This window comes from Bacillus cereus group sp. RP37 (assembly GCF_040459695.1).
Lineage (GTDB): Bacteria > Bacillota > Bacilli > Bacillales > Bacillaceae_G > Bacillus_A.
Genome location: NZ_JARVHP010000001.1, coordinates 477,819 through 504,426, shown reverse-complemented (window position 1 = coordinate 504,426; position 26,608 = coordinate 477,819). Strand labels below are relative to the sequence as shown.

Genomic DNA, 26,608 nt, shown 5'->3' with positions numbered 1-26,608 from the left:
TCAATAAGTAAATTCATTTTCTTTATAAAATATTTCATGCATAATAGATATGTACATATATTAGAAAGCGGTGAAAATATGGTTTCAAATACTGTAATTGCCAGCATCATCTTTCAACTCATTGTCTCGATTCTGGTCCCAATTATTGTACTCGTTTATTTCCGTAAAAAATATAATATTAATTGGAAAGTGGTCGGTGTTGGTGTTCTTATCTTTATCGGATTTACCCAAATTCTCGAAACACCATTCCACCTATTTATGCGCGGTAATCCAGCAATCGCTCCAATTTTAGAAAATCCATTTGTCTTCGCACTGTATGGTGGACTAACTGCTGGTATTTTTGAAGAATTAGGACGCTTCGTTGCCTTCTTTTTCCTACTAAAAAAATATCAAGAATATAAAGATGGTTTTGCTTATGGAATTGGTCACGGCGGGATAGAATCCATTTTAGTTGGCGGATTCTCTGCATTCCAAGCACTTATATTTGCGAATTCAATTAACAGCGGTAGCTTCGCTCAAATGGTTGAAAAAATGCCAGAGCTAAGCCGCCTACAGGACATGTTAATTCAGCAACCTGCCTACTTATACTTCCTTGGTAGCTTCGAAAGAATTATGGCACTCGTGCTGCAAATCGCCTTTACAATGCTTGTCTTATACGCAGTAAAACAGAAGAAATATATCTTCCTTGTGTACGCTGTATTATTCCACGCATTTGTAGACTTTTTTGCGGCACTTTATCAAACAAAAACAATCAACATCTTTGTTGCAGAAGGAATTACCCTTCTCTTCACAATCGGTGCTGTCATTCTTATTCGTAAAATGAAAGCGAAATTAATGAGTGTGCCGGAGTAAAAAATAAACCACCAAAATTGGTGGTTTATTTTTTACCTGTTATTACGGACAGTAAGACTAATAATCAGTGGACAAACCTCACTGATTACGGTTTTACTCTATATGGATTATCATAATGACGATAGCTTTTTCCCGCTTGTAACTCCCTCTTTGTTTCTGCATCTATAACAATGTACTTATGAAACTCTTCTACTTCATTTTGAGAAAAGGAAGCGAAAAAATAAACTTGGCGATCAGGGTGAACAAAAGAATCTTGAAGCACCACTTCACCCCGACAACCCACGGCTGTTTTTTGCCTAAAAGAAGATTCTTCATCGGGCACTTCTTTAAATACGACTTTTTTTCGAACACTGTATGCTGCATTTTCATATTCTTTATAAATTTTCTTATCTAATTGTTCGTAAAACACATCCTCACTAACAAATGGCTTATGTCGATTACTTGGATAATCTAACTTTTGATTGGATTGTGCATATGTTGTGGACAATTGCGTAAGAAAACAAATCATGAATACGATACATATCATTTTTTTCATCATTGCACCTCGATTTTCTATTATCCACATTACTTTTCCACCTATTCAAATCAATATGCCGTTTCCAATAAAAAGGAATTATTTCCACTTTTGTCGAAGTATATAGCGTCAACTTGAAAGATGGGGATGAATTATGAAGAAAATAATTGTAATACGACATTGTTCAGCCGCTGGACAAGAACGTGATGCCGAGTTAACAATTGCAGGAAAAAATCAAGCAAACACCCTTGCTACATTCCTCTTAGAAGACCAACCACAAATAGATCATATTATTTCAAGCCCATTTGTGCGAGCTATCGATTCTATACGGCCCTATGCGCTCCAAGCTAACTTGTCTATTCAAGAAGATGAAAGATTAGCTGAACGCATATTAAGCGACGTTCCAATGGATGATTGGATGCAGAAACTAGAGTCTACTTTTACAAATATAGATATTGCCTTTTCAGGCGGAGAGTCAACAAAACAAGCAACGGACCGTGCTATATCGCTTATCCAAGACGTTTTAAAATTAAACCATACTACAACGCTACTTGTTACACATGGAAACTTACTTACGCTCATTTTAAGGCACTTTGATCAGACGATTGGCTTTAATGAATGGCGAGCTCTAACGAATCCTGATATTTACGAAATTACAATCGATGAACAATGTGTCCTAAAACGATTATGGGAAGCACCGTCCAAGTAATATCTCTTTCCAACATATTCAGTTGACGCCACGAGAAGAAACTGTACTAACAATAGAAAGGGGTATCACTCCATATGTACGAAGATGTACTTGCTTTACTACATAAAACAAATGCTTCTTACGAAAAGTTTGAACACGAACCAGTACTCGATTATGAAACAGATCGTATCGTACGTGAAAGGCTTGGCTTACAAGGCACTCCAAGTAAAAGCTTATTTTTAAAATCAAAGTCTGGAGATTATTACGTATTTTTCACGTTAGAGGGCACAAGGCTAAACCGGGGAGAGATGAAAGAAATAACTGGAGAAAGCTTATCTCTCTGTTCTCCTGATGAACTGCGAGACAAAACTGGTTGCGCACCAGGATGTGTAGCTCCTTTCGGTTATTCACAAAGTGTAACAATTATTGTGGATAGTGCTATTTATACGTACGATAAAATTTTAATTACACCTGGTGTACCTGAATTTACAATTGAATTATCCACAGAGGAATTAAAAAAGATTTTATTCACGTGCACAAATACTGTTTTAGAGTTCAAACAAAAAGAGAGCTAATAATTAGCTCTCTTTTTTCATTATTTTGCTTCTGCTGTTTTTTCTTTCGCAGAACGAACTTGCTCGTCCGCATGGTAAGAAGAACGCACAAGTGGACCAGCTTCACAGTGGCTAAAGCCTTTGCTAAGTGCAATTTCTTTAAGCTCTGCAAATTCTGCTGGTGGGTAATATTTAAGAACTGGTAAATGCTTCTTAGATGGTTGTAGGTATTGTCCAAGAGTTAAAATATCCACATTGTTTGCACGTAAGTCATCCATTGCTTCAATTAAATCTTCTCTCGTTTCACCTAAGCCCACCATAATGCTCGATTTAGTTGGAATATCAGGCTGCATTTCTTTCGCTCGACGTAAAAACTCTAATGAACGGTCATATTTTGCTCTAGCGCGAACTCGGTTAGATAATCGACGTACTGTTTCAATGTTATGGTTTAAAATATCTGGTTTTGCATCCATTAACATTTTTAAGTTTTCTTCTACTCCACCCATATCAGATGGTAATACTTCTATTGACGTAAATGGATTTTTACGACGAACAGCGCGTACTGTTTCAGCAAAAACAGCTGCTCCGCCGTCTTTTAAATCATCACGTGCAACCGCTGTTATAACAACGTGCTTTAAGCCCATTTGTACTACAGAATCTGCTACGCGTTCTGGCTCTTGTAAATCAAGCTCAGTTGGTAAGCCTGTTTTAACCGCACAAAAACGACAAGCACGTGTACAAACCGCACCTAAAATCATAAATGTTGCTGTTTTTCTTACAGCCCAGCATTCATGAATATTCGGACATTTCGCCTCTTCACAAACTGTATGAAGATTCTTAGAACGCATCATTTTCTTTAAGCCTGTATAGTTTTCATTCGTGTTTAACTTAATTTTCAACCATTCGGGCTTGCGCTTATATTCTGTTTGTTTTGTCATGGTTATCAACTCCGCACAATATGAAATAGTTTACCGTGTTCGCTTCTTTCAATGTAACATATCTATTCTAACGTATGAAAGCGATTTGCTCAAATGAAGATTCTAAGATTTTTTCCAATCGTTCCCTATAATGAAATACTCCGTATATCCCACACTAAAAAGAGTGATGTTGTGAAAGGAGTCTATTTCATGCTTCGAAAAATTTCTCTTTTGCTTTCGATTTGCTTTCTTCTTCACCAAAACATCGCTTACGGTGAAGATAATCAGCAAAGCATATACGAAAAGCGCATGGCACTATATAAAGAAACCGAGCAATCTTCAGGCATTCCGTGGTATTACTTAGCTGCAATGGATCAATATGAAAGAAATATACGGAGCGTAAGAAAAGATATTCCAAAAAAACCAGATGCCATCATTTCCCTTTATTTCAAACCAGAAATATGGGCTGGACCCGTTAATGGTAACGACACTCTCCCCCATACAATTTCTCTATTTGGCGGGATGGGTTTAGATGGTGACAAAGATGGATTTGCAAATGCAAATAACGACCGTGACCTTCTGCATACAGCAGCAACGATTTTAAAGAAACAAGGAACGTCCGAAGACCGCATTCACATTATGCTTTGGGAATATTATAGACGTGCGAAAACAGTTGATTTAATTACCGAATACGCCCGTATTTATAAACATTATGGACGTATTAATTTAGAAGGAAATGCTTTTCCTCTTCCTATTCGCAGTGACCATAGCTACCGTAGTACTTTCGGCGCTGGAAGAAGTTTTGGGGGAAGACGAATTCATGAAGGAACCGATATTTTTGCAGGCTATGGCGTACCAGTAAGATCCACTTGCTATGGCATTATTGAAACAAAAGGCTGGAACCGTCTTGGCGGATGGCGCATCGGTATTCGCGACCTTCATAATAATTATCATTATTACGCTCATTTAGGCGGATTCTCAAAAGAAATACAGCTTGGACAAATTGTCGAGCCTGGAAAAGTAATCGGATTTGTTGGTAGCACCGGTTACGGCCCTCCTGGCACAGCTGGAAAATTCCCGCCCCACCTACATTTCGGTATGTATAAAGACAATGGTTATACAGAATGGGCTTTCGATCCATACATGCATTTAAGTCTTTGGGAGCGAAAAGAACGCGCGAATACAAAACGATAACCGTAGCATATCGCTACGGTTATTTTTTATATACATCTAACTATCCGTTTTCTTTTTATCAGGTACAACAACACTCCCACTCCCATAATAAGTAGGCACTTCCCCTTGAACAATGCGCGTCGCAATCGGAACATCTTGTTTTACTTTTATTTCTTTCGTATGAAATGGAATAATGACTTGCAACGTGACTTCCATCTCCATAATGATTTGAATCGCTGTCGTATTGATCCCGTGCGGTTCAATTTTTTGTTTAATATCCGTATTCACATGACCAATCGTCGTGAAATCAATTGGAATATCGGGTCCTATATTTCCAAGAAGCGCATTATCCGTCACACGACCAAAAGGAACTGCCATCGTTGCCCCATTTTTTTCAGAAATACCTAGCCCCTTCAAATTACCTTGTTCTACTTGCTGTAAATATTTTTCTATGTATGTGGTCGTTGACGTTACGATTTCATTTACTTGCTTCGTATTTAAATTAATTGTGGATACTTTCCCGTTTTTATCATTTTGTACTTTCATTAATGAATCGACATCGAACCCTTCATCAATTCTGTCTTTTACCGCCTTCGTCATAACTGCTGTCGCCATTTTTTGCGTCTCTACTTCCCCATATTTAATTAATGTCGGCTGAATGCTGCTATTCACAATCCATAATCCTTGTACTAGTAATATGATAAAAAGAATAAACGACATAAGCAGTATGTACCGAAAGGAAATGGGCCCCCTTCGAAACCGCGAATTTTTCGAACGAAATATACTCATAAAAAACCCTCCTTCTTATATTATTTCTATGCAAGAAGGAGGGACGATATATGCTTATCTCATTTTTAATAGTGCTTCTTTTCCGATTGTGCCGGCCGTAATACCTAAAGCTTCAGCTTCAATCGTTACTGATTCTAGCGGTGCTTCAAGAAGTTGTTCAATCGTTCTTACACCAACCGCACGGCCAGCAATAATTCCTCGATCACCTAACTTCTCATTTAAAAGACCTACATCTAATGCACCGCACATAATATATCCTTTATCGCTCATTACAGCTAGCAAATTTGTCTTTGGAAGTTTAACACTAACCGCAATAAACGTATAATTATCGATTATAATTGGCTCCACATTAACCATAGTTCACACTCCTCTCTTTCTTATCTGTATGACAAGAGAAAAATGAGTGTTACAAGTTAACTAGCCTATAGTTTGACGGAAGATGTATGAGTTATCAACATGTCTGTTAACACATCTCTAAGTAGTTCTGGCATATAATATTGTTTGTCAGAAAGTGTGGATAGCTCTGGGTATAAGTATCCAAATGTAAACATATCAATCGTTCCTACCGTATATATGCGATCTAATTCCAGCGATTCCCCATTAATCAATACATCTTCCAGTAAAATTTTGTTCCCAGGAATCGTATCTGGAATGACTTCTACACCAGCGTAAATCATTTTCCCCATCACTTTTCCGCGAAATCCGAATCCTTTTACCTCAAGGTTCTCCATATTCGGACGACGTGCTTTCAAAATAACTTCTCTTAACGTTTTCCCAGGTACTTTTAATAGACATGGATTAATTGGATGTGGACAAATTCTGTGAATATCTCCGCGCGTCACAACACCCTCTTCTAATCCTTCAAGAAGTACACCAGCGTTCACCATTCCAATCTCAGCACTGCACCACGTTTTCAGTGCATTTGCTAACATGTGCGAAAATGACGTCTCATGAAACCAATCAATCGGTAATGATTCCTTTAAATGAACGACAGGCTCTTCCATAATATGTTTACTTTCTTCCTGCAGCACTTCGATTGTGGATAACGTTTTGCTATAAGCACCTAAACGTTCTGTCTTAATCGCTCTACCGTCCTTTTTCAACAGCTTCTTCGTCTCTTTATCCACAGTAAGCTGAACGTGCCCAACGTAACGTCCCCACTTTTCACAACAACAAAGTAACGTATTATTCATAAGAACACCTCGCTCAAATAAATGATGCGTATGTGCCCCTAAAATAACATCTATATCATAATGCTCCGCCATATACTCATCCATACTTTTTCCAAGGTGAGAAAGGACAACCGTAATATGAGCCTCATCTCGCACTTCTTCTAAAATAGACTCTAAATGGATAAGCGGATCTTCAATATGCCAATCAAGCATATGATAAAACTCTGGATACGCAACCGTTAACCCGATAAAGGCAATCGTAATCCCATCTGTCGTTGTATGTAATTTATAAGGCTTTGCCCAATCTGGACGTACACCTTCTTTTTCAAATAAATTCGCGACGAGCACCTCAAACCCAGCATCATCATATAGACGATTCAAATGCTCCTTCGCTAACGTAATTCCTTCATTATTTCCGATCGTTACATAATCATATAACGCCTCATTTAAAAGCTTCGTATTGCCAAGCCCATTTGTTGCTTCCGAAATACTATGAAAACGATCCACATGATCGCCGATATCAACCGTCAAAACGGTCTCTCCCGCTTCCTGTCTACGCTTTTTCTCTCCTTGTACAAACCGAGAAATTTGCGGCCAATTTTCAAAATGACTATGTATATCGTTTGTATGATAAAGGTGGATGATTGTTTCTTTATTTATATTCAGAGAAAAAACCTCCTCTCAGTTCCTTACTGCCATTTACGCTACACGTACGCAATAATCCTGTAAATACTTTTCGTCTTTTCTTGCTATTTTACATTGTACTCGCATTATGAGAAAAAGCAAAAGATTGCCCTTTTAATGTGAGAAATCTTATATTACTTTTTCTAATCTGTTGATTAGTTTGAGGGAGATTTTTCAGGGAGTTTGTTGGGAGCTTCTTCTGTGGATTCTTCTGTGGATTCTTCTGTGGATTTGTCAGTATCTTTGCCTTGCTTCTAGTCATATAGGTGCTCCTCTCCTATTTTCGCATGTTGAGGGGTATATGAGGTGTTTCTTTTGTCGTAATTTGTTGGTAAATCGATATCCCTTGTCGAAGCGTTGATATATTGAAATAATCGTTGATATATTCAGGGTTATGATCGATATATTTGAAAAATCGTTGATATATTTAGCTGAACACCCACCTGGGTATCCGCCCTCCCTCCCGATCCAATCCGAACCCACACAACATAAAAAAAGCGCCCTGCATAGCAGGACGCTTCCTCATTTCTATTTAACCAATAGAACCTTCCATCTCAAACTTGATTAGGCGGTTCATTTCAACTGCGTATTCCATTGGAAGTTCGCGAGTGAATGGCTCGATGAAGCCCATTACGATCATTTCTGTAGCTTCTTGCTCAGAAATACCGCGGCTCATTAGGTAGAATAATTGTTCTTCTGATACTTTCGATACTTTCGCTTCATGCTCAAGTGAAACGTAATCGTTTTTGATTTCGTTATAAGGAATTGTATCAGATGTAGATTGGTTATCCATGATTAACGTGTCACACTCGATGTTAGAGCGAGAGTTTTTCGCTTTTGGTCCGAAGTGTACGATACCACGGTAAGTTACTTTACCACCATGCTTCGCAATCGATTTAGAAACGATTGTTGAAGACGTGTTTGGTGCTAAGTGAATCATTTTCGCACCAGCATCTTGGTGTTGGCCTTTACCAGCAATCGCGATAGATAATGTTAAACCACGAGCGCCTTCGCCTTTTAAGATAACTGCTGGGTATTTCATCGTTAATTTAGATCCGATGTTACCGTCAATCCATTCCATCGTTGCGTTTTCTTCACAAACCGCACGTTTTGTAACTAGGTTGTATACGTTGTTCGCCCAGTTTTGGATTGTAGTGTAACGGCAATAAGCATCTTTCTTAATGATGATTTCTACTACCGCACTATGAAGTGAGTTAGTTGTGTAAACAGGTGCTGTACAACCTTCTACGTAGTGTACGTGTGCGCCTTCGTCTACGATGATAAGCGTACGCTCGAATTGTCCCATATTTTCAGAGTTAATACGGAAATACGCTTGAAGTGGTGTATCCACTTTAATACCTTTTGGAACGTAGATGAATGATCCACCAGACCAAACTGCAGAGTTTAATGCAGAGAATTTGTTGTCTGTTGGTGGGATTACTTTTCCGAAGTGCTCACGGAAAATGTCTTCGTTCTCTTTTAATGCGCTATCTGTATCTTTAAATACGATTCCTAGAGCTTCTAGGTCTTCTTTCATGTTGTGGTATACAACTTCAGATTCGTACTGTGCAGATACACCAGCTAAATATTTTTGCTCAGCTTCTGGAATACCTAATTTATCAAATGTCGCTTTAATTTCATCAGGTACTTCATCCCAAGACTTCTCAGATTTCTCAGATGGTTTTACGTAGTACGTAATTTCATCGAAATCTAAGTCGTTTAAGTCGCCGCCCCATTGTGGCATTGGCATTTCATAGAACTTATCCAGTGATTTTAAACGGAAGTCTAACATCCACTGTGGTTCTTCTTTCATACGTGAAATCTCTTCAACGATCTCTTTTGTTAAACCGCGTCCAGCACGGAAAATCGAAACGTCTTTGTCTTTGAAACCATATTTATAATCGCCGATATCTGGCAGTTGCTTCGCCATGTTGGTGTGTCCCTCCTTAGATAACCTCGTTTTTAGGAACCTTTAACATTACTTATCTTCGTTTAAGCCCTTTTCTAACGCTTTCCACGCTAATGTTGCACATTTAATACGTGCAGGGAACTTGCATACGCCTTGTAATGCTTCAATATCTCCTAAATCGATGCTGTCATCGTACTCTTTTCCTAGCATCATGTCAGAGAAAATTTTAGAAAGCTGAAGTGCCTCTTCAATTTTCTTCCCTTTTACTGCTTGTGTCATCATTGAAGCTGAAGACATTGAGATGGAACATCCTTCGCCTTCAAACTTCGCCTCTTGCACAATCCCCTCTTCTACTTTCATCGTAAGTTGAATACGATCGCCGCAAGTTGGATTGTTCAAGTTAACGGTAACACTATCTTCTAACACGCCATGGTTACGAGGATTCTTATAATGATCCATAATAACTTGACGGTATAACGTATCTAAATTATTAAATGACATTTGTGAAATACTCCTTTGTCTTGATTAGCGATTCAACAAATGTATCAATTTCTTCTTTTGTATTATATAAATAGAAGCTCGCACGTGCTGTTGAAGAAGCTTTTAGCCACTTCATAAGCGGTTGTGCACAGTGGTGTCCTGCGCGAACTGCAATGCCTTCTACATCTAATACAGTTGCTACATCGTGAGGATGTACGTCTTCAATATTAAATGTAACCAGGCCAGCGCGATGCTTTGGACCATAAATTGTAACGCCATCTACTTCTGATAGTCTTTCTAAAGCGTATTGCGCTAATTCATGCTCATGCTTTTCAATATTATGAAGACCGATTTCTTCAAGGAAATCAATTGCCGCACCAAGTCCGATTGCATTACCGATAATCGGTGTACCTGCTTCAAACTTCCACGGAAGCTCTTTCCACGTAGATTCTTGTAAATCTACGAAATCGATCATTTCACCACCAAATTCAATTGGCTCCATATTGTTTAGCAATTCTTTCTTGCCATATAATACGCCGATACCTGTAGGTCCGCACATCTTATGAGCAGATAATGCGTAGAAATCACAGTTTAAATCTTGTACATCTACTTTCATATGAGGTGTACTTTGTGCACCGTCAACGACCATAATTGCACCGTTTTCGTGTGCGATTGCTCCGATTTCTTTTACAGGGTTAATCGTTCCAAGTACGTTTGATACTTGCATAATAGAAACGATTTTTGTATTCGGTGTAACTGTTTGACGAACATCTTCTAAAGAAATTGTACCGTCTGGTTGAAGCGGAAGGTATTTTAAAGTTGCACCCGTTTTCTTCGCAACTTGCTGCCACGGAATGATGTTACTATGGTGCTCCATGTAAGAAATAACGATTTCATCGCCTTCTTTTACATTATCAAGACCATAGCTAGCCGCTACTGTATTTAATGCAGTTGTCGTTCCGCGCGTGAAAATAATCTCTTCCATTGATTTCGCGTTAATAAACTTGCGAACTTTCTCGCGTGCACCTTCATACGCGTCGGTAGCTTTCGTACCGAGCGTATGAACACCGCGATGCACGTTAGAATTATATTCTTTATAGTAACGTTCTAACGTTTCAATGACTTGAATTGGTTTTTGAGAAGTTGCTGCACTATCGAAATAAACAAGTTGTTTGCCGTTCACTTTTTGATCAAGAATTGGAAACTGTTTGCGTATTTCATGAATATTCATTAGCGAACTTTCCTTTCAATTACCTCAACAAGCTGTGCTTTTACTCCTTCAATTGGAAGCTCATTTACTACAGGTGCTAAGAATCCATGGATGACTAAACGTTCTGCTTCGCGTTTTGGAATACCACGGCTCATCAAGTAGTATAATTGGTACGGATCTACGCGGCCTACTGAAGCTGCGTGACCTGCCATTACATCATCTTCATCAATTAGAAGAATTGGGTTTGCGTCACCGCGAGCTTTCTCATCTAACATAAGAACGCGAGAAGATTGTTGTGCATTTGATTTAGATGCACCGTGTTCAATCTTACCAATTCCGTTAAAGATAGATGTTGCACTATCTTTTTGTACACCGTGCTTTAAGATCCAACCTTCAGAGTGTTTACCGAAGTGAACAACTTTAGTTGTAAAGTTTTGTGTTTGGTTACCACGGCCAATTGTTACTGTTTTCGTATCAGCATATGATCCGTCGCCCATTAAGTTCGTAACGTTCTCTGAAATTGTGTTTCCGTCATTCATAAGACCTAGAGCCCAATCAATGCGGCCGTCGCGTCCAACAACACCGCGGCGGTTAACATAAGTTGTTACGTCTTTTGCTAATAGATCAACCGCACCGAATTTCACTTGTGCGCCTTGTTCCACGATTACTTCTGCTACGATATTTGCAATACCTTTAGCATTTTCATTTGCAACGTAGTTTTCTACATAAGTTGCAGTACTGTTCGCATCAGCTACGAATAATACGTGGTTATATACGTTAGCTTCTTCGCCGTCTACTAAGAATACAGCTTGAAGTGGAGTTTCAAGAACAACGTTTTTCGGAACATATACAAATGCACCGCCGTTGATTAATGCAGCATGAAGTGCAGTTAAACGATGCTCGTCTACCTTCACGCCGTCTTTCATTAAATACTTTTGTAATAGTTCAGCATGCTCTGTTGCAGCTGTTACGATGTCTGTAAAAATAACACCTTTTTCTTTTGCTTCGTCTGCTAAAGAAACGAATGCAGTTGTACCAGTGCGTTGTACTAATACGCTGTTATTTTCATCGATTAAGTTTTTCACTGCTTCTGGAAGCTCTGTTAAAGAACTTACAGGCTCTTGCTTAGCAGCGTCGCCTTTTCCGATAAAGTCCCATTTTTCAATTTTCGTTTTATCAGGCGTTGGCATTGGAAGTTCAGTTGCTTGTGCAAGAGCTTGTAAGCGGAACTCAGTCAACCAAGCAGCTTCGTTTACTTCGCTTGCGCGTTGACGGATTGTTTCTTGATCGAAAGGTAATGTACCGATTGTCATGTTTATGCTCCTCTCTTACGCTTCTTGCTCTGTTGTTTCGTCTTCAATACCTAATTCTTTTTTAATCCAGTCGTAACCTTCAGCTTCTAGACGTTGTGCAAGCTCAGGGCCACCAGATTTAACGATACGACCGTTCATCATAACGTGAACGAAGTCTGGAGTGATGTAGTTTAATAAGCGTTGGTAATGCGTAATCATTAGGCAACCGAACTCTTCGCCGCGCATTTGGTTAATACCTTTAGATACAACTTTTAATGCATCGATATCAAGACCAGAGTCGATTTCGTCTAAGATTGCGATTTTTGGCTCAATCATCATTAATTGAAGAATTTCGTTACGTTTTTTCTCACCGCCAGAGAAACCTTCGTTTAAGTAACGTTGTGCCATTTCTGGATCCATTTCTAGGAATTCCATGTTTTTATCTAATGTACGGATAAATTTCATAAGAGAAATTTCATCGCCTTCTTCACGACGTGCATTAATTGCAGAACGTAAGAAGTCAGCGTTTGTTACTCCGCTAATTTCACTTGGATATTGCATTGCTAGGAATAGACCAGCTTGTGCGCGCTCATCTACTTCCATTTCTAATACATCTTCACCGTCGATGATGATGCTACCTTCTGTTACTTCATACTTTGGGTGACCCATAATCGCAGAAGATAAAGTTGATTTACCTGTTCCGTTAGGTCCCATAATTGCGTGGATTTCTCCACCCTTTACTTCAAGGTTTACACCTTTTAAAATTTCTTTGCCATCAATTGATACGTGTAAGTCTTTAACCGTTAATGTAGAACCAGCCATCTCAATACCTCCATTAATCCTATATATACATTTTAAAAATTACTAAAACGTTCATATTCTCATTTTATTCTCATTCTAATCTTATATCAAATAAAATGATATCGCAAACGATGAAAAAATGTAACAATTTTTTCACAAATGTATATAAGTATTTCCCTTGCATCCTTATATGATACACCTTTCTTCTTATTTATATAAAGAAAAAAGGACTGGGAATTTTCCAGTCCTTTCCTTATACTTATTCACTTACCGGAAGTACAGCACCTTTATATTCTTTAGTAATAAAATCTTGAATTTCTTTTGAATGCAGTACTTCTACTAGCTCTTTAATTTCTTTTTTCTTCTCGTCACCTTTACGAACTGCAATAATATTTGCATACGGAGAATCTGATCCTTCAATCGCAATTGCATCTTTTGTTGGATTTAATTTCGCGTCAATTGCGTAGTTTGAATTAATAAATAGAGCATCACCTTCATTATTTTCATACAGCTTTGGTGACAATCCAGGCTCTACATCTGTTTTAAATTTTAAGTTTTTCGGATTTTCTACAACATCTTTTACTGTTGCTTTAACAACATCTACACCGTCTTTTAATTTAATCACGCCGCCTTTTTGTAATAGTGCTAACATACGGCCACGCTCCGCTACGTTATTACTCATAATCACTGTCCCGCCATCTGGCAAGTCTTTTAAGCTTTTATATTTCTTAGAATAGATACCCATTGGCTCTAAATGGATTTTTCCTGCGTTTACAATTTTATATCCTTTTTCTTGAATTTCTTTATTTAAATACGGAATGTGCTGAAAATAGTTCGCATCAATTTCTTTATCCGCTAACGCTTTATTCGGTAACACATAGTCTTGGAATTTTTTAATTTCTAATTTAATACCCTTTTTCTCTAATATTGGCTGTGCTTTTTCTAAAATAACAGCGTGCGGCACGTTAGAAGCTCCAACAACAAGCTTATTCTCATCTTTCCCCCCGCAAGCAGCTAATGTAAATACAGATAGCGCTGTAACAACTGACAGTAGAATCTTTTTCATATGATGTCCCCTTCTCCCCAATAGTTATGTAGTTAGAAAAAAGGGCCGGCATACACCAGCCCTTTTCAGCAATTATTCTTTTACAGGAACAACCGCTCCTTTATATTCTTTAGTAATAAAGTCTTCGATTTCTTTAGAATGCAATACTTCTACAAGTTCTTTAATCGCTTTTTTATCTTTATCACCTTTACGAACTACTAATACGTTTGCGTATGGAGAATCATCACCTTCAATTGCAATCGCATCTTTTTCTGGGTTTAATTTCGCATCAATTGCATAGTTCGAGTTAATTAAAACAGCGTCTCCTTCTTTATTGTTATACACTTGTGGTAACAAACCAGGCTCAATATCCGTTTTGAACTTTAAGTTTTTCGGATTATCTGCAATATCTTTTGGAGTTGCACTAACTGGATCTACTCCGTCTTTAATTTTTAAAATGCCTTCTTTTTGTAAAATTGCTAAACCACGTCCATGGTCAGTAACGGAATTACTCATAATAATTGTCGCCCCGTCTGGAAGTTCTTTTAAGCTCTTATATTTTTGAGAATATACACCAATTGGCTCTAAATGAATTTTCCCTGCTATTTCAAAATCATATTTTTTATCCTTAATTTCTTTTTCCAAATACGGAATGTGCTGGAAGTAGTTTGCATCTAAATCCTTATCCGCTAACGATTTATTTGGTAATACGTAGTCTTGGAATTTTTTAATTTCTAACTCAATTCCTTTTTTCTCTAATAAAGGTTTAGCCTTTTCTAAAATAACCGCATGCGGCACGTTAGAAGCCCCCACAACTAGTTTCTTTTCATCTTTATCTTTCCCGCCACAAGCAGCTAACCCAAAAATTGAAGTTGAAATAAGTGCTGTAAGTAATAATTTTTTCATTTGAAACATCCTCCCGTTTTTTATTATCGTTTATCTATTCGAGTCGTTACACGATCACCAATCCACTGAATGAAAAATACAACTAGTAATACACAAATTGTCGCAACGATTGTTACATCGTTATTTCCTCGTTGAAATCCTTCTAAATAAGCAAGTGTTCCAAGACCACCAGCACCAACAACTCCCGCCATTGCTGTATAGCCTACTAACGCAATTGTGGTAACCGTAATACCAGATACTAACGCTGGTAACGATTCTGGAATTAACACTTTCAAAATAATTGTGCTTGTTTTTGCTCCCATCGCTTTCGAAGCTTCAATTACACCTTTATCAATTTCACGAAGTGCGATTTCAACCATTCTCGCGTAAAATGGTGCCGCTCCAATAATTAAAGCTGGAAGTGCTGCACTCGCTCCAAGAATTGTTCCAAGCAGAATCTTTGTGAATGGGATTAATAAAATGATTAAAATAATGAACGGTATCGAGCGGAAAATGTTTACGAACGCTCCAATTGCCGTGTTAACCGCTTTGTTTTCCCATATATTATCTTTCGCTGTCATAAAGAGTAACAATCCTAAAATTAGTCCTAAAACAAATGTTGCAAGAGCGGCGATTGCCGTCATATATAACGTTTCACCAGTTGCTTCTAACATTTGATTCCAATCAACATTTGTGAGTAACTTATCCATGTGCAATCACCTCCAGCTCTACTTGATCTTGATGTATTCCCTCTATTGCTTGCTGAATCGCTGTTTCCTCACCATTTAAATGAACAACTAAACTACCGTAAGAACCATTATTCGTTTGTGCGATATTCCCTTGCAAAATGCTAACTTCTATATCACTGCGTTGCATCAATCTTTGAAGTACTGGTCTTTCTACAGCCTCACCGATAAACTGCAAACGAATTACTTTACCATCTGGATACTTTTCAATTAAACTTTCAATCGTTTCATTTGTATCTTCAGAATCCGTTAACTGCTGTACAAATCGTTTTGTAATATCTTTCTGTGGATTACGGAATACATCAAGTACTGGACCTGTTTCTACAATCTTTCCTTTCTCCATTACCGCAACACGATTACAAATCTTTCGAATCACGTGCATCTCGTGTGTAATGAGTACAATTGTTAAACCGAGACGCTTATTAATATCTAATAATAAATCTAAAATTTGATCTGTCGTTTCTGGATCAAGAGCTGACGTTGCTTCATCACATAAAAGTACTTGTGGGTTATTAGCTAACGCTCTTGCAATCCCAACGCGTTGCTTTTGTCCTCCGCTTAGCTGGGATGGATACGCGTCTCCTCTTCCTTCTAATCCAACAAGGTGAATTAACTCGTCAACACGTTTTCTTCTCACCGCCTTATCGACTCCTGCAATTTCAAGTGGGAACTCGATATTTTCACGTACAGTTCGTGACCAAAGTAAGTTGAAGTGCTGAAAAATCATTCCGATCTCTTGCCTTGCCTTACGAAGTTCGCTTCCTGTAATGGCTGAAATGACACGATTTGCAATTGTAATTTGTCCTGAAGTTGGTTTCTCTAGCTGATTGAATAATCTGATTAACGAACTTTTCCCAGCACCACTATATCCGATAACACCAAATATTTCGCCTTTCTCTATTTTTAAATTGGCGTTATCTACAGCAGTGACATCACCGCTTTTTGCTTTATATATTTTCTTTACATTCTCTAATAGAATCATGGTGTATCACCCCTTTTTTATTTGGATCGACTCCGCAATTTTTTATGTTTAATGCGTGTAGTCCACCGTTATCATTACTTTTATTATTTGAATGTCCTCCACATTCAAACAACAAAAAAACCTTTCCGCTTTAGAGAAGCAGAAAGGTTTATATGCGTATATAACAACATTATCCCTCTCTCTCATCTCTCAAAGCATTTGCTTTGCAGGAATTGGCACCATTTCAACATAAGTTGACGGTTGCCGGGCTTCACAGGGCACAGTCCCTCCACCTCTCTTGATAAGAGAAATCAGATTACATTTTCGTCTGATTTGTAATTTATGAAATTGTCTATATTTTATGAATTGAATTGTATCAATATCCATACACCATGTCAACAGAAATTTTCGCAAAAAATGAAACTTCAGAATTTTAAGCACCTACTGACATCGGTTTACATATATGAAACATCGATTCAACTAATAGCATCGTTCGATACGTTCCCGAATATTGTACACGTCCATCGTTCATTAACATTTGCAATCGTACATTGCCGTTCACCAATTGTTTTACATCTTCTTCATCAACACAAACGATTTGCTCCGTTCCTCTTTCCTCATGTAGCAGCTCTATATAATCTCTTGAAATTTGTAACGAACAACTTTCATCTCCAAAGCGAAAATTCACAGTTTTTTCTCCTTGTCTTAAAAGCGGCTCTAAATGATATTGACCATTAGCGTAATTTACAAATGATTGCAGCAAAGAATATAATTTCACCCTAAATCACATCCTTCATATCACTTTCTATTACACATACCATTCCCTCTCACTAAAGAGCAATCCTGTTACTTTCGCTCGACAAATACTGTAACCACCCTGCATCTCGACATATTTCCCAAGAAATATGTCGAGGCGGCAAAAACTTTGCCGCCTACTTTAATTCCGTATATAAATATTCAACCGAATGAAATGCATATATCTTCTTCATGAGTGTCCCATTTTCAAAAACAAGTAAACACGGTACACTTTCGATTCCATACTCTTTCGCTAAATGCGGAGCATAATTTAAATCTAACATTCCAATTTTCAAGTCTTCAATTGTCATCTCAACGACTGTTAACATCTTTTTTGCTAATTGGCATGTTCCACACATTGGAGTATATACATATAACACTGTTTTTTCTTCATTCTCTATTAGGGCTGTTGCTTCGGCTCCTGTCCAGTCAATCACTTCTATCATTCCTTACCGTAAATATTCTGTATAAACGTCAATGTCAGCTCCCCATAATACATTTGCTAAGTGTGAAGATGGCGCGGTTGCCACTTCCCGGTACGAGCGATCAATATAAATATGCTCTGCTTGCGGAAATTCTTTTCGAAATTGTTTCCTTAACTTTTCTCCAGCATCATCAGCATCCACTAGCACATATACTTCCTTATCAAAAAACTGATCAATGAGCTCATCCATTTTCGACAAACCAATTGTACCATTTGTACAAACAATTTCCACCGGTTCACGAATAATAGATTCAATCTTTCTTCTATCTGATTTACCTTCTACAATAATGACTTTTTCCACATAAATCATATGTCATCACCCGATCACCATATACTATACAACCTTTAACTTAGTATATAGTATATTCGTTATTTTCATGTTGTTTCCTGTTTATTTTTGCAAAAGAAAAGCGGAGCCGACTGTTCAGCCCTGTTGGCTAAGGTTCTTTCGTACAGAAGACGCTTTTTGTCTTCTCTTGCGGAAGATTCTTAGACATGAAGGACTAGGAGGTGGAGCTAGACAAAGAAAAGCGCAAGCGGCTCGTTCAGATTGTGAGGGGGATGGAGCTTCTGACGTAAAGGCGCTTTTTGCCTTGCAGGAAGAAGTGAAGCCACCGAACAATCTAGCCGCTGGAGCTAGATCATAATGAAAAGCGCAAACGAAAAAGTTTTTTCAAAAAATGTTCTCCTACACAATAATTAGTATATGATTCTACATTCATTATTTAACCCAAAATAAAAAAGGACAGCACAAAGGCTGTCCTTTAGTCGACTATAATTAGTCTTGGTTTGTCATTTCTGCATATTTTTCTGCAGTTAATAACTTCTCAACTTGGCTTGCATCAGAAAGTTCAACTTTAACCATCCATGCACCCTCGTATGGAGATTCGTTAACAAGTTCTGGTTGGTCACTTAATTCTTCGTTTACTGCTACAACTTTACCGCTTACAGGAGCGTATAACTCAGAAACTGTTTTAACAGATTCTACGCTTCCGAATGGCTCGTCAGCTTCGATTGTTGCACCTACTTCAGGAAGTTCAACGAATACGATATCGCCTAGCTCACCTTGTGCAAAGTGAGTAATACCGATAACAACTTCATTACCTTCAGTTTTTACCCATTCGTGTTCTTCAGAGTAACGTAAATTATTTGGAATGCTCATGACTGTACCTCCAGTGAATGTATTAATTATGTAAAAATACCTTATTGGTACTTTTTCCACACACTTTCAAACTGCTCTTCGTTAAAACCAAGTGTTACATTCGTTCCATCTGTTACAATTGGACGCTTAATCAACATGCCATCAGATGCTAAAAGCTCATACATTTCGTCTTCGCTCGCATCTTTTAACTTATCTTTCAGACCAAGTTCACGGTAACGCATTCCACTTGTATTAAAGAATTTTTTCAATGGTAATTCACTTTTTTCATGTAAATTACGTAAATCTTCTTTTGATGGTGGATTTTCAACAATATGAATCATCTCATATGCTACATCGTTTGCCTCAAACCATTTCTTTGCTTTTTGACATGTGCCACACTTTGGATATGAATAAAATGTTACTGTCATAAATTCACCTACTTTTTTACTAACCTTTACCTTTATCATATAGAAAACGTTTTATTATTTCAAACGATTATTCGCTAAACTTTTACTTATTTCGTGATAATTTTTAATAATCCTGCAAATTTTTCTTATTTTTCCGCCATTTGTTAAGAAAAAAATAAATATATAATTTTTTTAGATTCTTCTCTCATCCTTCGCCGAACATATATCTTAAACTAACGTTTGATTAACTCCTTATATTTCTTTGTTAGCCCTTGAGCTGCATCAGTTTCTTCCTACCGAACATACATCTTAAACAAACGTTTGATTAATTCCCATTTTTCTTTGTTAGCCCTTGAGCTGCATTGCTTTCTTCCTACCGAACATACATCTTAAACAAACGTTTGATTAATTCTCATTTTTTCTTTGTTAACCCTTGTGCTACATCGATTTCTTCCTACCGAACATACATCTTAAACAAACGTTTATTTAAAAAATAAGAAGCCTCGTTTACAGGCTCCTTCATCATCTATTCAAATAATCTGCAATTGTTTGAAATACTACGGTATACATATTATGAATACTTTCTTCAGTATTTCCACCATTGGACAAACCAACTGCCCATTGTTGCCCTTCACCACTTCCAATATTTGCAAATCCTTGCGTATACATAGCATTTACATCTTTTCTTGCACTGTTATACTCTATCCCTTTTGTAGTAAAAATTGAATATGATTTATCTTGTAAACCGATAAAAAACACTGGTTTCTTTAGCGATGAAAATACATTTTTATACTGATCTGTTGAGGCTTCTTGAAAGTGATCTTTCATTATTAGAAAACCATCCACTTCCTTAGATTTCTTTTCCAGTTCCTCTAACTTCATTTCCTCAAACTTTATATTCCTAAACGTATCTTTCGGCTTTTCTCCAATAACTCCAATTACGAGTGCTCTTCCGTTATATTCTAATTTCTCTCCTTCTTTATCCTTTGCACACCCAGCACCTACTAGGCATATCAATATAAAAAATAAGAAATACGATAAACGCTTCATTTAGCACCCTCCCCTTCTTTTCAGTCAAGTGACAAAAACGTAAGGTGAATTCAAGAAAATGTAAGTAAAATCGATAGCTCAAATTACGTTTCTATATTATAATCAATTGAATTTACTTACATTACTAAACATAGGAGATTATCATGAAGAAATTTAAACTTTCATCTTTTCTTCCGTTAAGTTATATACTTCTACTCGTACTCGTAAGTCCCCTTTACGATGTATTAAATAAATCGACTGTACACGCAGTAGATGTCACAACTGTAGTAGATGATTGGATTCCATTTGTGAAAGCATTTATTATTCCTTATTTACTTTGGTTTCCTTACTTATACGGCGCACTTATTTATTACTGCTTTGCGAATCGAAAACAATATTATGTCACTTTAAGTAGTATCATTCTTGGAAAACTTGCTTGTTTTTCTATTTATTATTTTTGGCAGACAACTGTACCACGTCCAACAGTCGTTGGATCAGACGTATTTTCCGAACTAGTTCGCTATATTTATAGTATCGATCAACCGGTAAACTGTTTCCCTAGCATTCACGTTCTTACTACCTTTGTCATTATGCTAGCTGCTTTTAAACGTAGAGAACAACATGCTTTTGAATATTATATCCTTACGTTCTTCGGTACGCTTATTATTTTATCCACGCTATTTACGAAGCAACACGCATTTGTAGACGCCATTTCTGGAATGACGCTTGCAAGCATACTTTACTTCGGCGTTCAGCTTTTATTAGCAAAAGAAACCGTACGTGTTCCAGTAAAACAAAATCAAAAAATGTAAAAAGCAGACTGTGGCTTCCAGTCTGCTTTTCTCTATATAAAAGGAGATTTTCAATTTAAGATTGCGGTACAGTCATATCACCAGAGTGAATACGACCTGCTTTTTTAAGAGCAATGTAAAGTATATAAGAAACAGCTACTGGAATGATGATATAAGTGATTACCATCGCTGGGACAACTTCCCATCCTTCGCTGGAAATTAAATTAATTGGTGCGATAAGAGAACTTAATCCAAGACCTGCAATTTCTTTTCCTGCTTCCAGTTGGAAAATTAATGCTGATACAGGACCAACTATAGCACTGGCGACGACTGTTGGGACGAGAATCATTGGATTTTTAGTGATATTTGGCAACTGTACTTTCGGAGTACAAAGCGCTTGAGCTAATATGCCACCTAAATTATTTTCTTTCGCTGAGATGACAGAGAATCCGATAAACTGAGCAACGCAGCCTGCAAGAGCAGCACCACCTGCCACACCGTCTAAGCTAAGTGCGATCGCTAACGCAGCTGATGAAGCTGGAGAGATAAGTAATAGGCCCCAAACGACTGCAATGACGATAGAAGCGATAAACGGGCTACCAGCTGAACTATCTTTAATAAACGCTCCAACTGTATTTAACACAGGAGTAATATTATGAGACAACCAAATACCGACTAAACCAGAACCTAATATGGCCGCAAATGGAACGAGCATCATATCTAACGCAGTTTTTCCGCTTAAACGTTTACCAATATATACAGCTAAAGTCGCTGTTAATAATGCACCGATTGGCTCACCTGTTTTAATAATTAGACCTGCTTCAGTAATTGAAATGGATCCGGCACCAATCGCTCCAGCTACCATAGCTGAGAAGATTACAAGACCATTTGCACCGAGCATAAAGGCAATTCCGGCACCAATGGCTGGTGCCATAAGTGATTTTGCAACAACTCCGATTGTAATAAGCAATGGAATATCAACAATTCTTCCTATATTTTCGATTAGTAAACCAATTCCAAGGGATACGAAAATACCTTGTGCAATTCCAGCTGATGCTTTAAATACACGGGACATTATATATTCCTTCATTTGTTTCACCTTCTCCTATAAGTTAGTAACCAATTGTTTTCATATAATCACGTAACATATCGTTTGATTTTGCGAATCGAGATTCTTCATCCTCTGTTAAGTTTAGTTCTACAACTTCTTTCATACCATCTCTAGTAATAATGGCTGGCACTCCTGTACAAATATCATACTCACCGTACTCACCATCTAAAATAGCTGATACAGCAATTACACGGTGATCATCGTTAAAGATTGAACTCGCAATATATGCTAGAGAATTTCCGATTCCGTAATAAGTAGTGCCTTTTCGTTTATAAATTTCCCATCCTGCTTTTGCAGTCTTCTCAACAATTTCATCTAAGTCTATTTCACCAAATTGGTCTTTTTTCTCTTCTAAAATTTGCAGAATTGGCTTTCCACCAACAGTTACGTGAGACCAAGCAACCATTTGAGAATCACCATGTTCTCCTAGGGAATACCCATGAATACTACGAGGATCTACATGTAACATTTCAGATAAAATTGTTCGTAAGCGAGAAGAATCTAGTGATGTACCAGTACCGATCACACGATTTCTAGGTAATCCAGATAATTTCCACACCTGATAAGTAATAATATCAACTGGGTTCGATGCAAGTAAGAAAATACCATCAAATCCACTTTCCATTACGCCGCCAACAATGCTTTCCATAATCTTCGCACTCGCTCCTAAAGTATCTAAGCGACTTTGCCCTGGTTTTGGTGCTGGTCCTGCTGTAATAATAACGATGTCCATATCTTTGCAGTCTTCATAGCTTCCTGCATATACTTTTGTTCTTGTATTTGTAAAGTTAATGCAGTGTGATAAATCCATTGCTTCCCCAACTGCACGTTCATGATTTATATCAATTAATAATAGTTCTTCGCAAATGCCTTGATTTACAATGGAATATGCACAACTTGATCCAACTAATCCAGTACCGATAATTGCAATTTTTCTTGTATTTCTTTTCATAGCAATCTCTCCTAATTGATCATATAATCTATTTCTTTTGTTCTTTACACTCCTAATTATAGAGATTCCCACGATAGAAACCATGGATACTTTGTGAAATGTTGAGCAAACTTTTGTCCTTTTTGTGAATTGTTATATTCCATTTTCGTCATATTTGTTACAACTGGAAAAATATTTATTATATATTTATTGACATGCCCAAAACAAAAAAACGAGCGACTTCATTCGCTCGTTTTTTTATCCCCTTATTCCGCACTTAATTGACCTTTTAATTGCTGTACAATCATTGGGTTAGCAGGTGCAGCTGGCTTATAATAACTCTTTTGCTTTGCGTACTCATACATATTACGTTGACGCATCTCATCTTGATTACGAATTTGGATTAACGTTTGATGTAACTGTTCATTATCAGACTGAGAAATATAATTTGCATAACTTGTTAAACTTGCATTTAACCCTGCTAAATAATCATTTACCATATCTTTTTCATTCATGTTCTGCTTCCTCCTATCCTAGAAAAGTCATTAATTGCTGTTTCGTATTTCGTGCATCTTGCGCATCCTTTTGTAGCATTTGTTTCAGTTGTGGATCTGTACACGTCTGTGCATACTGCTCCAACTTGTTAATAATTGTTGCGTGTCCACCAATTAAATGACGTAAGTTTTCTACTTCAAGCTCTGTTAAGTTTTGCATAGAATACTCCTACCTTTCTTTATTCGTTCACTGTTAGTATTTAGCTCTTTTTTGATTGTATACATGAATTAGCTTTTTCACGTGCATACAAAATAAAAGATGAATAGCTAAGCCATTCATCTTTTATACTGGTTATGTATTTATTTTTATAGAGACACAATCATACTTATACTCACAAGTAAGTTCCATACAATGTGTAAAATAATACTAGGTATAATAGATTGCGTCTTTTTGTATAACATTGCAAATACCATTCCCATAATCGTTGCCGTAATTAGAAGACCTCCATGAAGAATTCCAAAAATGAAGGAAGAAATAATGATACCAACTAAAAAATTATATTTCTTTTCTAAAAATCGATATAAAATACCTCGAAATAGAATTTCTTCTTTAACCGGTGTAATTATAGCAACACTTAACACATATATAATACTTTGTATGCTATTTTGAATCCCGAAGCTCCCTAATTGTTCCTTCTGTTCTGCTGCACTTTCAAAACTAAACACATGTAACGTTAAATATTGTGATAACGCAATGACTATAAAACCAATTAATAGATATAAATATGTCTTCCCATTCTTCAAAACGGATACATCCCAAATAGATTTAATAAAATGAAGAACTGGTTTATAAGCTAATAAAACGATAGCAACAACAGCTGCATCAAATAAGAGTAAATAATATCCTTCTAAATTAGTACTTAATACTTCTTCTCCATAAATCTCAAAGGCTAAACCAAGGAATAATCCTCCTAGGAGTGAACTCCCTATAATCATTGCTATCGTTACAAATAGATTTTTATATGTTATATTCTCTATTTTTCTTTCCACACTATACGCTTCTAACACTGTTTTACTCACAGTATCCCTCCAGTTATTCTCATTTATCTTAATAAAACCCTTTAATTGAAATATAAAGATAATATAACAAAATTTCCAAAAAGAATAATATGCAATTTTACATATTATGAAAACTTTATATTTTATAGTTTTAGGAATAGGATTGCTATGCAATAATTATTATATGAAATTTCAAAAAACACTTCCTATCCACCATAACCCTCGCATCATATAAAACTTATTAGTTAAAGGAGCAATGAACATGAAAACACATGACTTCCTTACAGAAATCCAGAAAGGTTCTGAGCCTAGTCCATATCAAGATCCTATCGCATTTATTTTCGTTTGCCTTTCCTTAGCCATATACACATTTTTCAAACCAGCTAAATAATATCATTTAACAAGAAAGAGCCTCTAAACCATTAGAGACTCTTTTCCAGTTAATATCTTCTTTTTAAAACTACGATAGTTAAAGCATAAGAACAAAGTACCCCTGCTAATAAAAATGCATTTGCTAATTTATACTGTTCACCTGTCAATGAATATAGATTCCCAATTAAAAAGATAACTAAATATAGAAATAAAAATACAAACAATGAAATTTTAGCTGCATTCCCTGTAATATGCTCGCCTCTTTCATCTTCCCCTTCATTCTTCTGAAAACGTGTTGAATATAAAACACCTATTAGCCCTGCTACTGAGATTATTATCCCTATTACAATACTCATTCCGTTTCCCCCTCTATCTTATATTGAAAAACTTCATGAAACTCCTTACCTAAAATATGTGCAATTTCAAAAGCTAAAATTAAAGATGGATTATAACGATTCGCTTCAATTGAGGCGATTGTTTGTCTACTTACCCCAGCTTTGTTCGCTAAATCTGTTTGTGACCAGCGCTTTTCTGCTCTGAGTACAACGAGATTATTTTGTAAATTCCCACTTTGTTTCATAACCTCTCCTTGTTTTACATTATTTTCTATATTTTGATTGTAATTTATTTTTAACATCATGTAAACTATTTTTAACATAAATAAAGTGAAACTTTAATCCTCCCACCTACCATTCTTTTGGAATCATATGCACTAAAAAAACCTTAGAATCGCTTCTAAGGTTTTTAGTTGCCTCGCTTCTTATTTAATTTCTCATTCCATGTAATCCTTTAATAAACGTTTCCAATAATACATGTAAACTTGTATCTAAATCTAGCGGCAAACCAAATCCACCCTGCTGTTCAATCGACGCAAATCCATGACAAATACTTCTGAATCCACGTGTCGCATGAAGTGCATTCTCTCCTTCTAAGCCGTATTGTTGTAAAACATGAAGACAAAGCTTCACAATTCCGTCTCCTGCTTTTCTTACTTCTTCATCTCGTAAAAAGGTTGCTTCATACAGTCCAGGATGTTTGCGTACGAATGCTACATACGCTTCTCCTAATGCATGAATTGCTTCATCCATACGTTTATTCTCGGTCGCTTCTTCCAGCTTGTTATGCAGCTGTTGTATTCCGTAAATACCAAGATGTTTCCGTACATCTTGTAACCCTTTCACATGATTATATAGTGAGGGAGAACGTATCCCTAACGTTTGCGCTAATGAAGCTAACGTTACTTCTTGTATTCCATTTGCATCTGCTATTTCTGCAGCTGTTTCTATAATTTTCTGTAATGTAAGTCCGATTCTCGGTGACAT

General features: G+C 36.9%; 34 protein-coding genes and 1 riboswitch. Of the genes, 6 read left to right on the top strand and 28 right to left on the bottom strand.

Features of this window, described 5'->3' with window-relative positions:
- The first annotated feature begins 36 nt into the window (after window positions 1–36).
- Window positions 37–852 carry a YhfC family intramembrane metalloprotease gene (locus QCI44_RS02490; RefSeq protein WP_016085701.1) on the top strand — a complete coding sequence of 272 codons (816 nt, stop codon included), beginning with the start codon at window positions 37–39 and terminating at the stop codon, window positions 850–852.
- A gap of 85 nt (window positions 853–937) precedes the next feature.
- Here QCI44_RS02490 and QCI44_RS02485 read toward each other — a convergent pair whose 3' ends face one another.
- The gene (locus tag QCI44_RS02485; protein ID WP_116363708.1) at window positions 938–1,417 is read right to left on the bottom strand and encodes a hypothetical protein; all 480 of its coding nucleotides are present in this window, start codon (window positions 1,415–1,417) and stop codon (window positions 938–940) included.
- Window positions 1,418–1,520: 103 nt separating this feature from the next.
- Here QCI44_RS02485 and QCI44_RS02480 point away from each other — a divergent pair, with 103 nt between their 5' ends.
- On the top strand, window positions 1,521–2,075 hold the full coding sequence (locus QCI44_RS02480; protein WP_016136923.1) for a histidine phosphatase family protein: 555 nt from the start codon (window positions 1,521–1,523) through the stop codon (window positions 2,073–2,075).
- A gap of 74 nt (window positions 2,076–2,149) precedes the next feature.
- On the top strand, window positions 2,150–2,629 hold the full coding sequence (locus QCI44_RS02475; protein ID WP_016085698.1) for a YbaK/EbsC family protein: 480 nt from the start codon (window positions 2,150–2,152) through the stop codon (window positions 2,627–2,629).
- Window positions 2,630–2,649: 20 nt separating this feature from the next.
- Here the strand turns inward: QCI44_RS02475 and lipA are convergent, their stop codons facing one another.
- Window positions 2,650–3,546, bottom strand: coding sequence for a lipoyl synthase (gene lipA / locus QCI44_RS02470; RefSeq protein WP_000166375.1), 897 nt, complete (start codon window positions 3,544–3,546; stop codon window positions 2,650–2,652).
- Window positions 3,547–3,735: 189 nt separating this feature from the next.
- Between lipA and QCI44_RS02465 the strand changes: the two genes are divergently transcribed.
- Window positions 3,736–4,719, top strand: a complete 984-nt coding sequence (locus tag QCI44_RS02465) for a M23 family metallopeptidase (protein WP_016085697.1) — start codon at window positions 3,736–3,738, stop codon at window positions 4,717–4,719.
- Window positions 4,720–4,755: 36 nt separating this feature from the next.
- On the opposite strand, the gene yunB is transcribed toward QCI44_RS02465, so the two are convergent.
- The 18 genes from yunB to QCI44_RS02375 all read right to left on the bottom strand — a co-directional run bounded on the left by yunB (window position 4,756) and on the right by QCI44_RS02375 (window position 20,549).
- Window positions 4,756–5,487: a sporulation protein YunB gene (gene yunB, locus QCI44_RS02460; RefSeq protein WP_088084551.1), complete on the bottom strand. Its 732-nt coding sequence runs from the start codon at window positions 5,485–5,487 to the stop codon at window positions 4,756–4,758.
- 54 nt (window positions 5,488–5,541) lie between these two features.
- Window positions 5,542–5,844: a YunC family protein gene (locus tag QCI44_RS02455; RefSeq protein ID WP_000248463.1), complete on the bottom strand. Its 303-nt coding sequence runs from the start codon at window positions 5,842–5,844 to the stop codon at window positions 5,542–5,544.
- A gap of 65 nt (window positions 5,845–5,909) precedes the next feature.
- A complete protein-coding gene (locus QCI44_RS02450; RefSeq protein WP_080117812.1) occupies window positions 5,910–7,301 on the bottom strand; it encodes a bifunctional metallophosphatase/5'-nucleotidase in 1,392 nt (463 codons plus the stop codon).
- Between the two features lie 574 nt (window positions 7,302–7,875).
- Window positions 7,876–9,273 carry a Fe-S cluster assembly protein SufB gene (gene sufB, locus QCI44_RS02445; RefSeq protein ID WP_001118824.1) on the bottom strand — a complete coding sequence of 466 codons (1,398 nt, stop codon included), beginning with the start codon at window positions 9,271–9,273 and terminating at the stop codon, window positions 7,876–7,878.
- Window positions 9,274–9,321: 48 nt separating this feature from the next.
- Window positions 9,322–9,753, bottom strand: coding sequence for a Fe-S cluster assembly sulfur transfer protein SufU (gene sufU, locus QCI44_RS02440; protein ID WP_000009523.1), 432 nt, complete (start codon window positions 9,751–9,753; stop codon window positions 9,322–9,324).
- Entirely contained in the window at window positions 9,743–10,963 is a 1,221-nt protein-coding gene (gene sufS / locus QCI44_RS02435; protein ID WP_116363710.1) for a cysteine desulfurase SufS, read from the bottom strand. The genes sufU and sufS overlap by 11 nt, the downstream gene beginning before the upstream one ends.
- Window positions 10,963–12,255: a Fe-S cluster assembly protein SufD gene (gene sufD / locus QCI44_RS02430; RefSeq protein WP_000152177.1), complete on the bottom strand. Its 1,293-nt coding sequence runs from the start codon at window positions 12,253–12,255 to the stop codon at window positions 10,963–10,965. Before sufD ends, sufS begins: the two co-directional genes overlap by 1 nt.
- Before the next feature lie 15 nt (window positions 12,256–12,270).
- On the bottom strand, window positions 12,271–13,056 hold the full coding sequence (sufC, locus tag QCI44_RS02425) for a Fe-S cluster assembly ATPase SufC (RefSeq protein ID WP_000929163.1): 786 nt from the start codon (window positions 13,054–13,056) through the stop codon (window positions 12,271–12,273).
- Between the two features lie 238 nt (window positions 13,057–13,294).
- On the bottom strand, window positions 13,295–14,101 hold the full coding sequence (gene metQ, locus QCI44_RS02420) for a methionine ABC transporter substrate-binding lipoprotein MetQ (protein WP_016085694.1): 807 nt from the start codon (window positions 14,099–14,101) through the stop codon (window positions 13,295–13,297).
- Between the two features lie 72 nt (window positions 14,102–14,173).
- Window positions 14,174–14,986 carry a methionine ABC transporter substrate-binding lipoprotein MetQ gene (gene metQ / locus QCI44_RS02415; protein WP_016085693.1) on the bottom strand — a complete coding sequence of 271 codons (813 nt, stop codon included), beginning with the start codon at window positions 14,984–14,986 and terminating at the stop codon, window positions 14,174–14,176.
- A 23-nt stretch (window positions 14,987–15,009) separates the two neighbouring features.
- Entirely contained in the window at window positions 15,010–15,675 is a 666-nt protein-coding gene (locus QCI44_RS02410) for a methionine ABC transporter permease (RefSeq protein ID WP_016085692.1), read from the bottom strand.
- The gene (locus QCI44_RS02405) at window positions 15,668–16,693 is read right to left on the bottom strand and encodes a methionine ABC transporter ATP-binding protein (RefSeq protein WP_016135954.1); all 1,026 of its coding nucleotides are present in this window, start codon (window positions 16,691–16,693) and stop codon (window positions 15,668–15,670) included. The genes QCI44_RS02410 and QCI44_RS02405 overlap by 8 nt, the downstream gene beginning before the upstream one ends.
- Before the next feature lie 179 nt (window positions 16,694–16,872).
- A riboswitch (SAM riboswitch) is annotated at window positions 16,873–16,980 on the bottom strand.
- A gap of 125 nt (window positions 16,981–17,105) precedes the next feature.
- Window positions 17,106–17,450, bottom strand: coding sequence for a hypothetical protein (locus QCI44_RS02400; protein ID WP_000781217.1), 345 nt, complete (start codon window positions 17,448–17,450; stop codon window positions 17,106–17,108).
- A 154-nt stretch (window positions 17,451–17,604) separates the two neighbouring features.
- Window positions 17,605–17,913, bottom strand: coding sequence for a thioredoxin family protein (locus tag QCI44_RS02395; RefSeq protein WP_002008881.1), 309 nt, complete (start codon window positions 17,911–17,913; stop codon window positions 17,605–17,607).
- Window positions 17,914–17,916: 3 nt separating this feature from the next.
- Window positions 17,917–18,261, bottom strand: coding sequence for a toprim domain-containing protein (locus tag QCI44_RS02390; protein ID WP_000640866.1), 345 nt, complete (start codon window positions 18,259–18,261; stop codon window positions 17,917–17,919).
- Window positions 18,262–18,729: 468 nt separating this feature from the next.
- Complete coding sequence (gene gcvH, locus QCI44_RS02385) at window positions 18,730–19,113, bottom strand: glycine cleavage system protein GcvH (protein WP_000026896.1); 384 nt, start codon at window positions 19,111–19,113, stop codon at window positions 18,730–18,732.
- A 41-nt stretch (window positions 19,114–19,154) separates the two neighbouring features.
- A complete protein-coding gene (locus QCI44_RS02380; protein WP_000218968.1) occupies window positions 19,155–19,520 on the bottom strand; it encodes an arsenate reductase family protein in 366 nt (121 codons plus the stop codon).
- A gap of 501 nt (window positions 19,521–20,021) precedes the next feature.
- Window positions 20,022–20,549, bottom strand: coding sequence for a hypothetical protein (locus QCI44_RS02375; RefSeq protein ID WP_016085689.1), 528 nt, complete (start codon window positions 20,547–20,549; stop codon window positions 20,022–20,024).
- 143 nt (window positions 20,550–20,692) lie between these two features.
- On the opposite strand from QCI44_RS02375, the gene QCI44_RS02370 reads away from it, so the two are divergent.
- Window positions 20,693–21,340, top strand: a complete 648-nt coding sequence (locus tag QCI44_RS02370; protein ID WP_016085688.1) for a phosphatase PAP2 family protein — start codon at window positions 20,693–20,695, stop codon at window positions 21,338–21,340.
- Window positions 21,341–21,395: 55 nt separating this feature from the next.
- Here the strand turns inward: QCI44_RS02370 and QCI44_RS02365 are convergent, their stop codons facing one another.
- The 5 genes from QCI44_RS02365 to QCI44_RS02345 all read right to left on the bottom strand — a co-directional run bounded on the left by QCI44_RS02365 (window position 21,396) and on the right by QCI44_RS02345 (window position 24,935).
- Window positions 21,396–22,409 (bottom strand): PTS sugar transporter subunit IIC, encoded by a 1,014-nt coding sequence (locus QCI44_RS02365; RefSeq protein WP_000666176.1) that lies wholly within the window; start codon window positions 22,407–22,409, stop codon window positions 21,396–21,398.
- 22 nt (window positions 22,410–22,431) lie between these two features.
- A complete protein-coding gene (locus tag QCI44_RS02360; RefSeq protein WP_088084556.1) occupies window positions 22,432–23,382 on the bottom strand; it encodes an L-lactate dehydrogenase in 951 nt (316 codons plus the stop codon).
- 245 nt (window positions 23,383–23,627) lie between these two features.
- Entirely contained in the window at window positions 23,628–23,876 is a 249-nt protein-coding gene (locus QCI44_RS02355) for a spore coat protein (protein ID WP_001002991.1), read from the bottom strand.
- Window positions 23,877–23,889: 13 nt separating this feature from the next.
- On the bottom strand, window positions 23,890–24,075 hold the full coding sequence (locus QCI44_RS02350; RefSeq protein ID WP_001180555.1) for a hypothetical protein: 186 nt from the start codon (window positions 24,073–24,075) through the stop codon (window positions 23,890–23,892).
- 146 nt (window positions 24,076–24,221) lie between these two features.
- Window positions 24,222–24,935 carry a CPBP family intramembrane glutamic endopeptidase gene (locus QCI44_RS02345; protein WP_016085686.1) on the bottom strand — a complete coding sequence of 238 codons (714 nt, stop codon included), beginning with the start codon at window positions 24,933–24,935 and terminating at the stop codon, window positions 24,222–24,224.
- A 241-nt stretch (window positions 24,936–25,176) separates the two neighbouring features.
- Here QCI44_RS02345 and QCI44_RS02340 point away from each other — a divergent pair, with 241 nt between their 5' ends.
- Window positions 25,177–25,305, top strand: a complete 129-nt coding sequence (locus QCI44_RS02340; protein WP_000848031.1) for a hypothetical protein — start codon at window positions 25,177–25,179, stop codon at window positions 25,303–25,305.
- A gap of 49 nt (window positions 25,306–25,354) precedes the next feature.
- On the opposite strand, the gene QCI44_RS02335 is transcribed toward QCI44_RS02340, so the two are convergent.
- The 3 genes from QCI44_RS02335 to QCI44_RS02325 form a co-directional block, all read right to left on the bottom strand.
- The gene (locus QCI44_RS02335) at window positions 25,355–25,642 is read right to left on the bottom strand and encodes a DUF2178 domain-containing protein (protein WP_016085685.1); all 288 of its coding nucleotides are present in this window, start codon (window positions 25,640–25,642) and stop codon (window positions 25,355–25,357) included.
- Complete coding sequence (locus QCI44_RS02330) at window positions 25,639–25,866, bottom strand: helix-turn-helix transcriptional regulator (protein ID WP_000813830.1); 228 nt, start codon at window positions 25,864–25,866, stop codon at window positions 25,639–25,641. The genes QCI44_RS02335 and QCI44_RS02330 overlap by 4 nt, the downstream gene beginning before the upstream one ends.
- A 184-nt stretch (window positions 25,867–26,050) precedes the next feature.
- Entirely contained in the window at window positions 26,051–26,608 is a 558-nt protein-coding gene (locus QCI44_RS02325; protein ID WP_016085684.1) for a TetR/AcrR family transcriptional regulator, read from the bottom strand.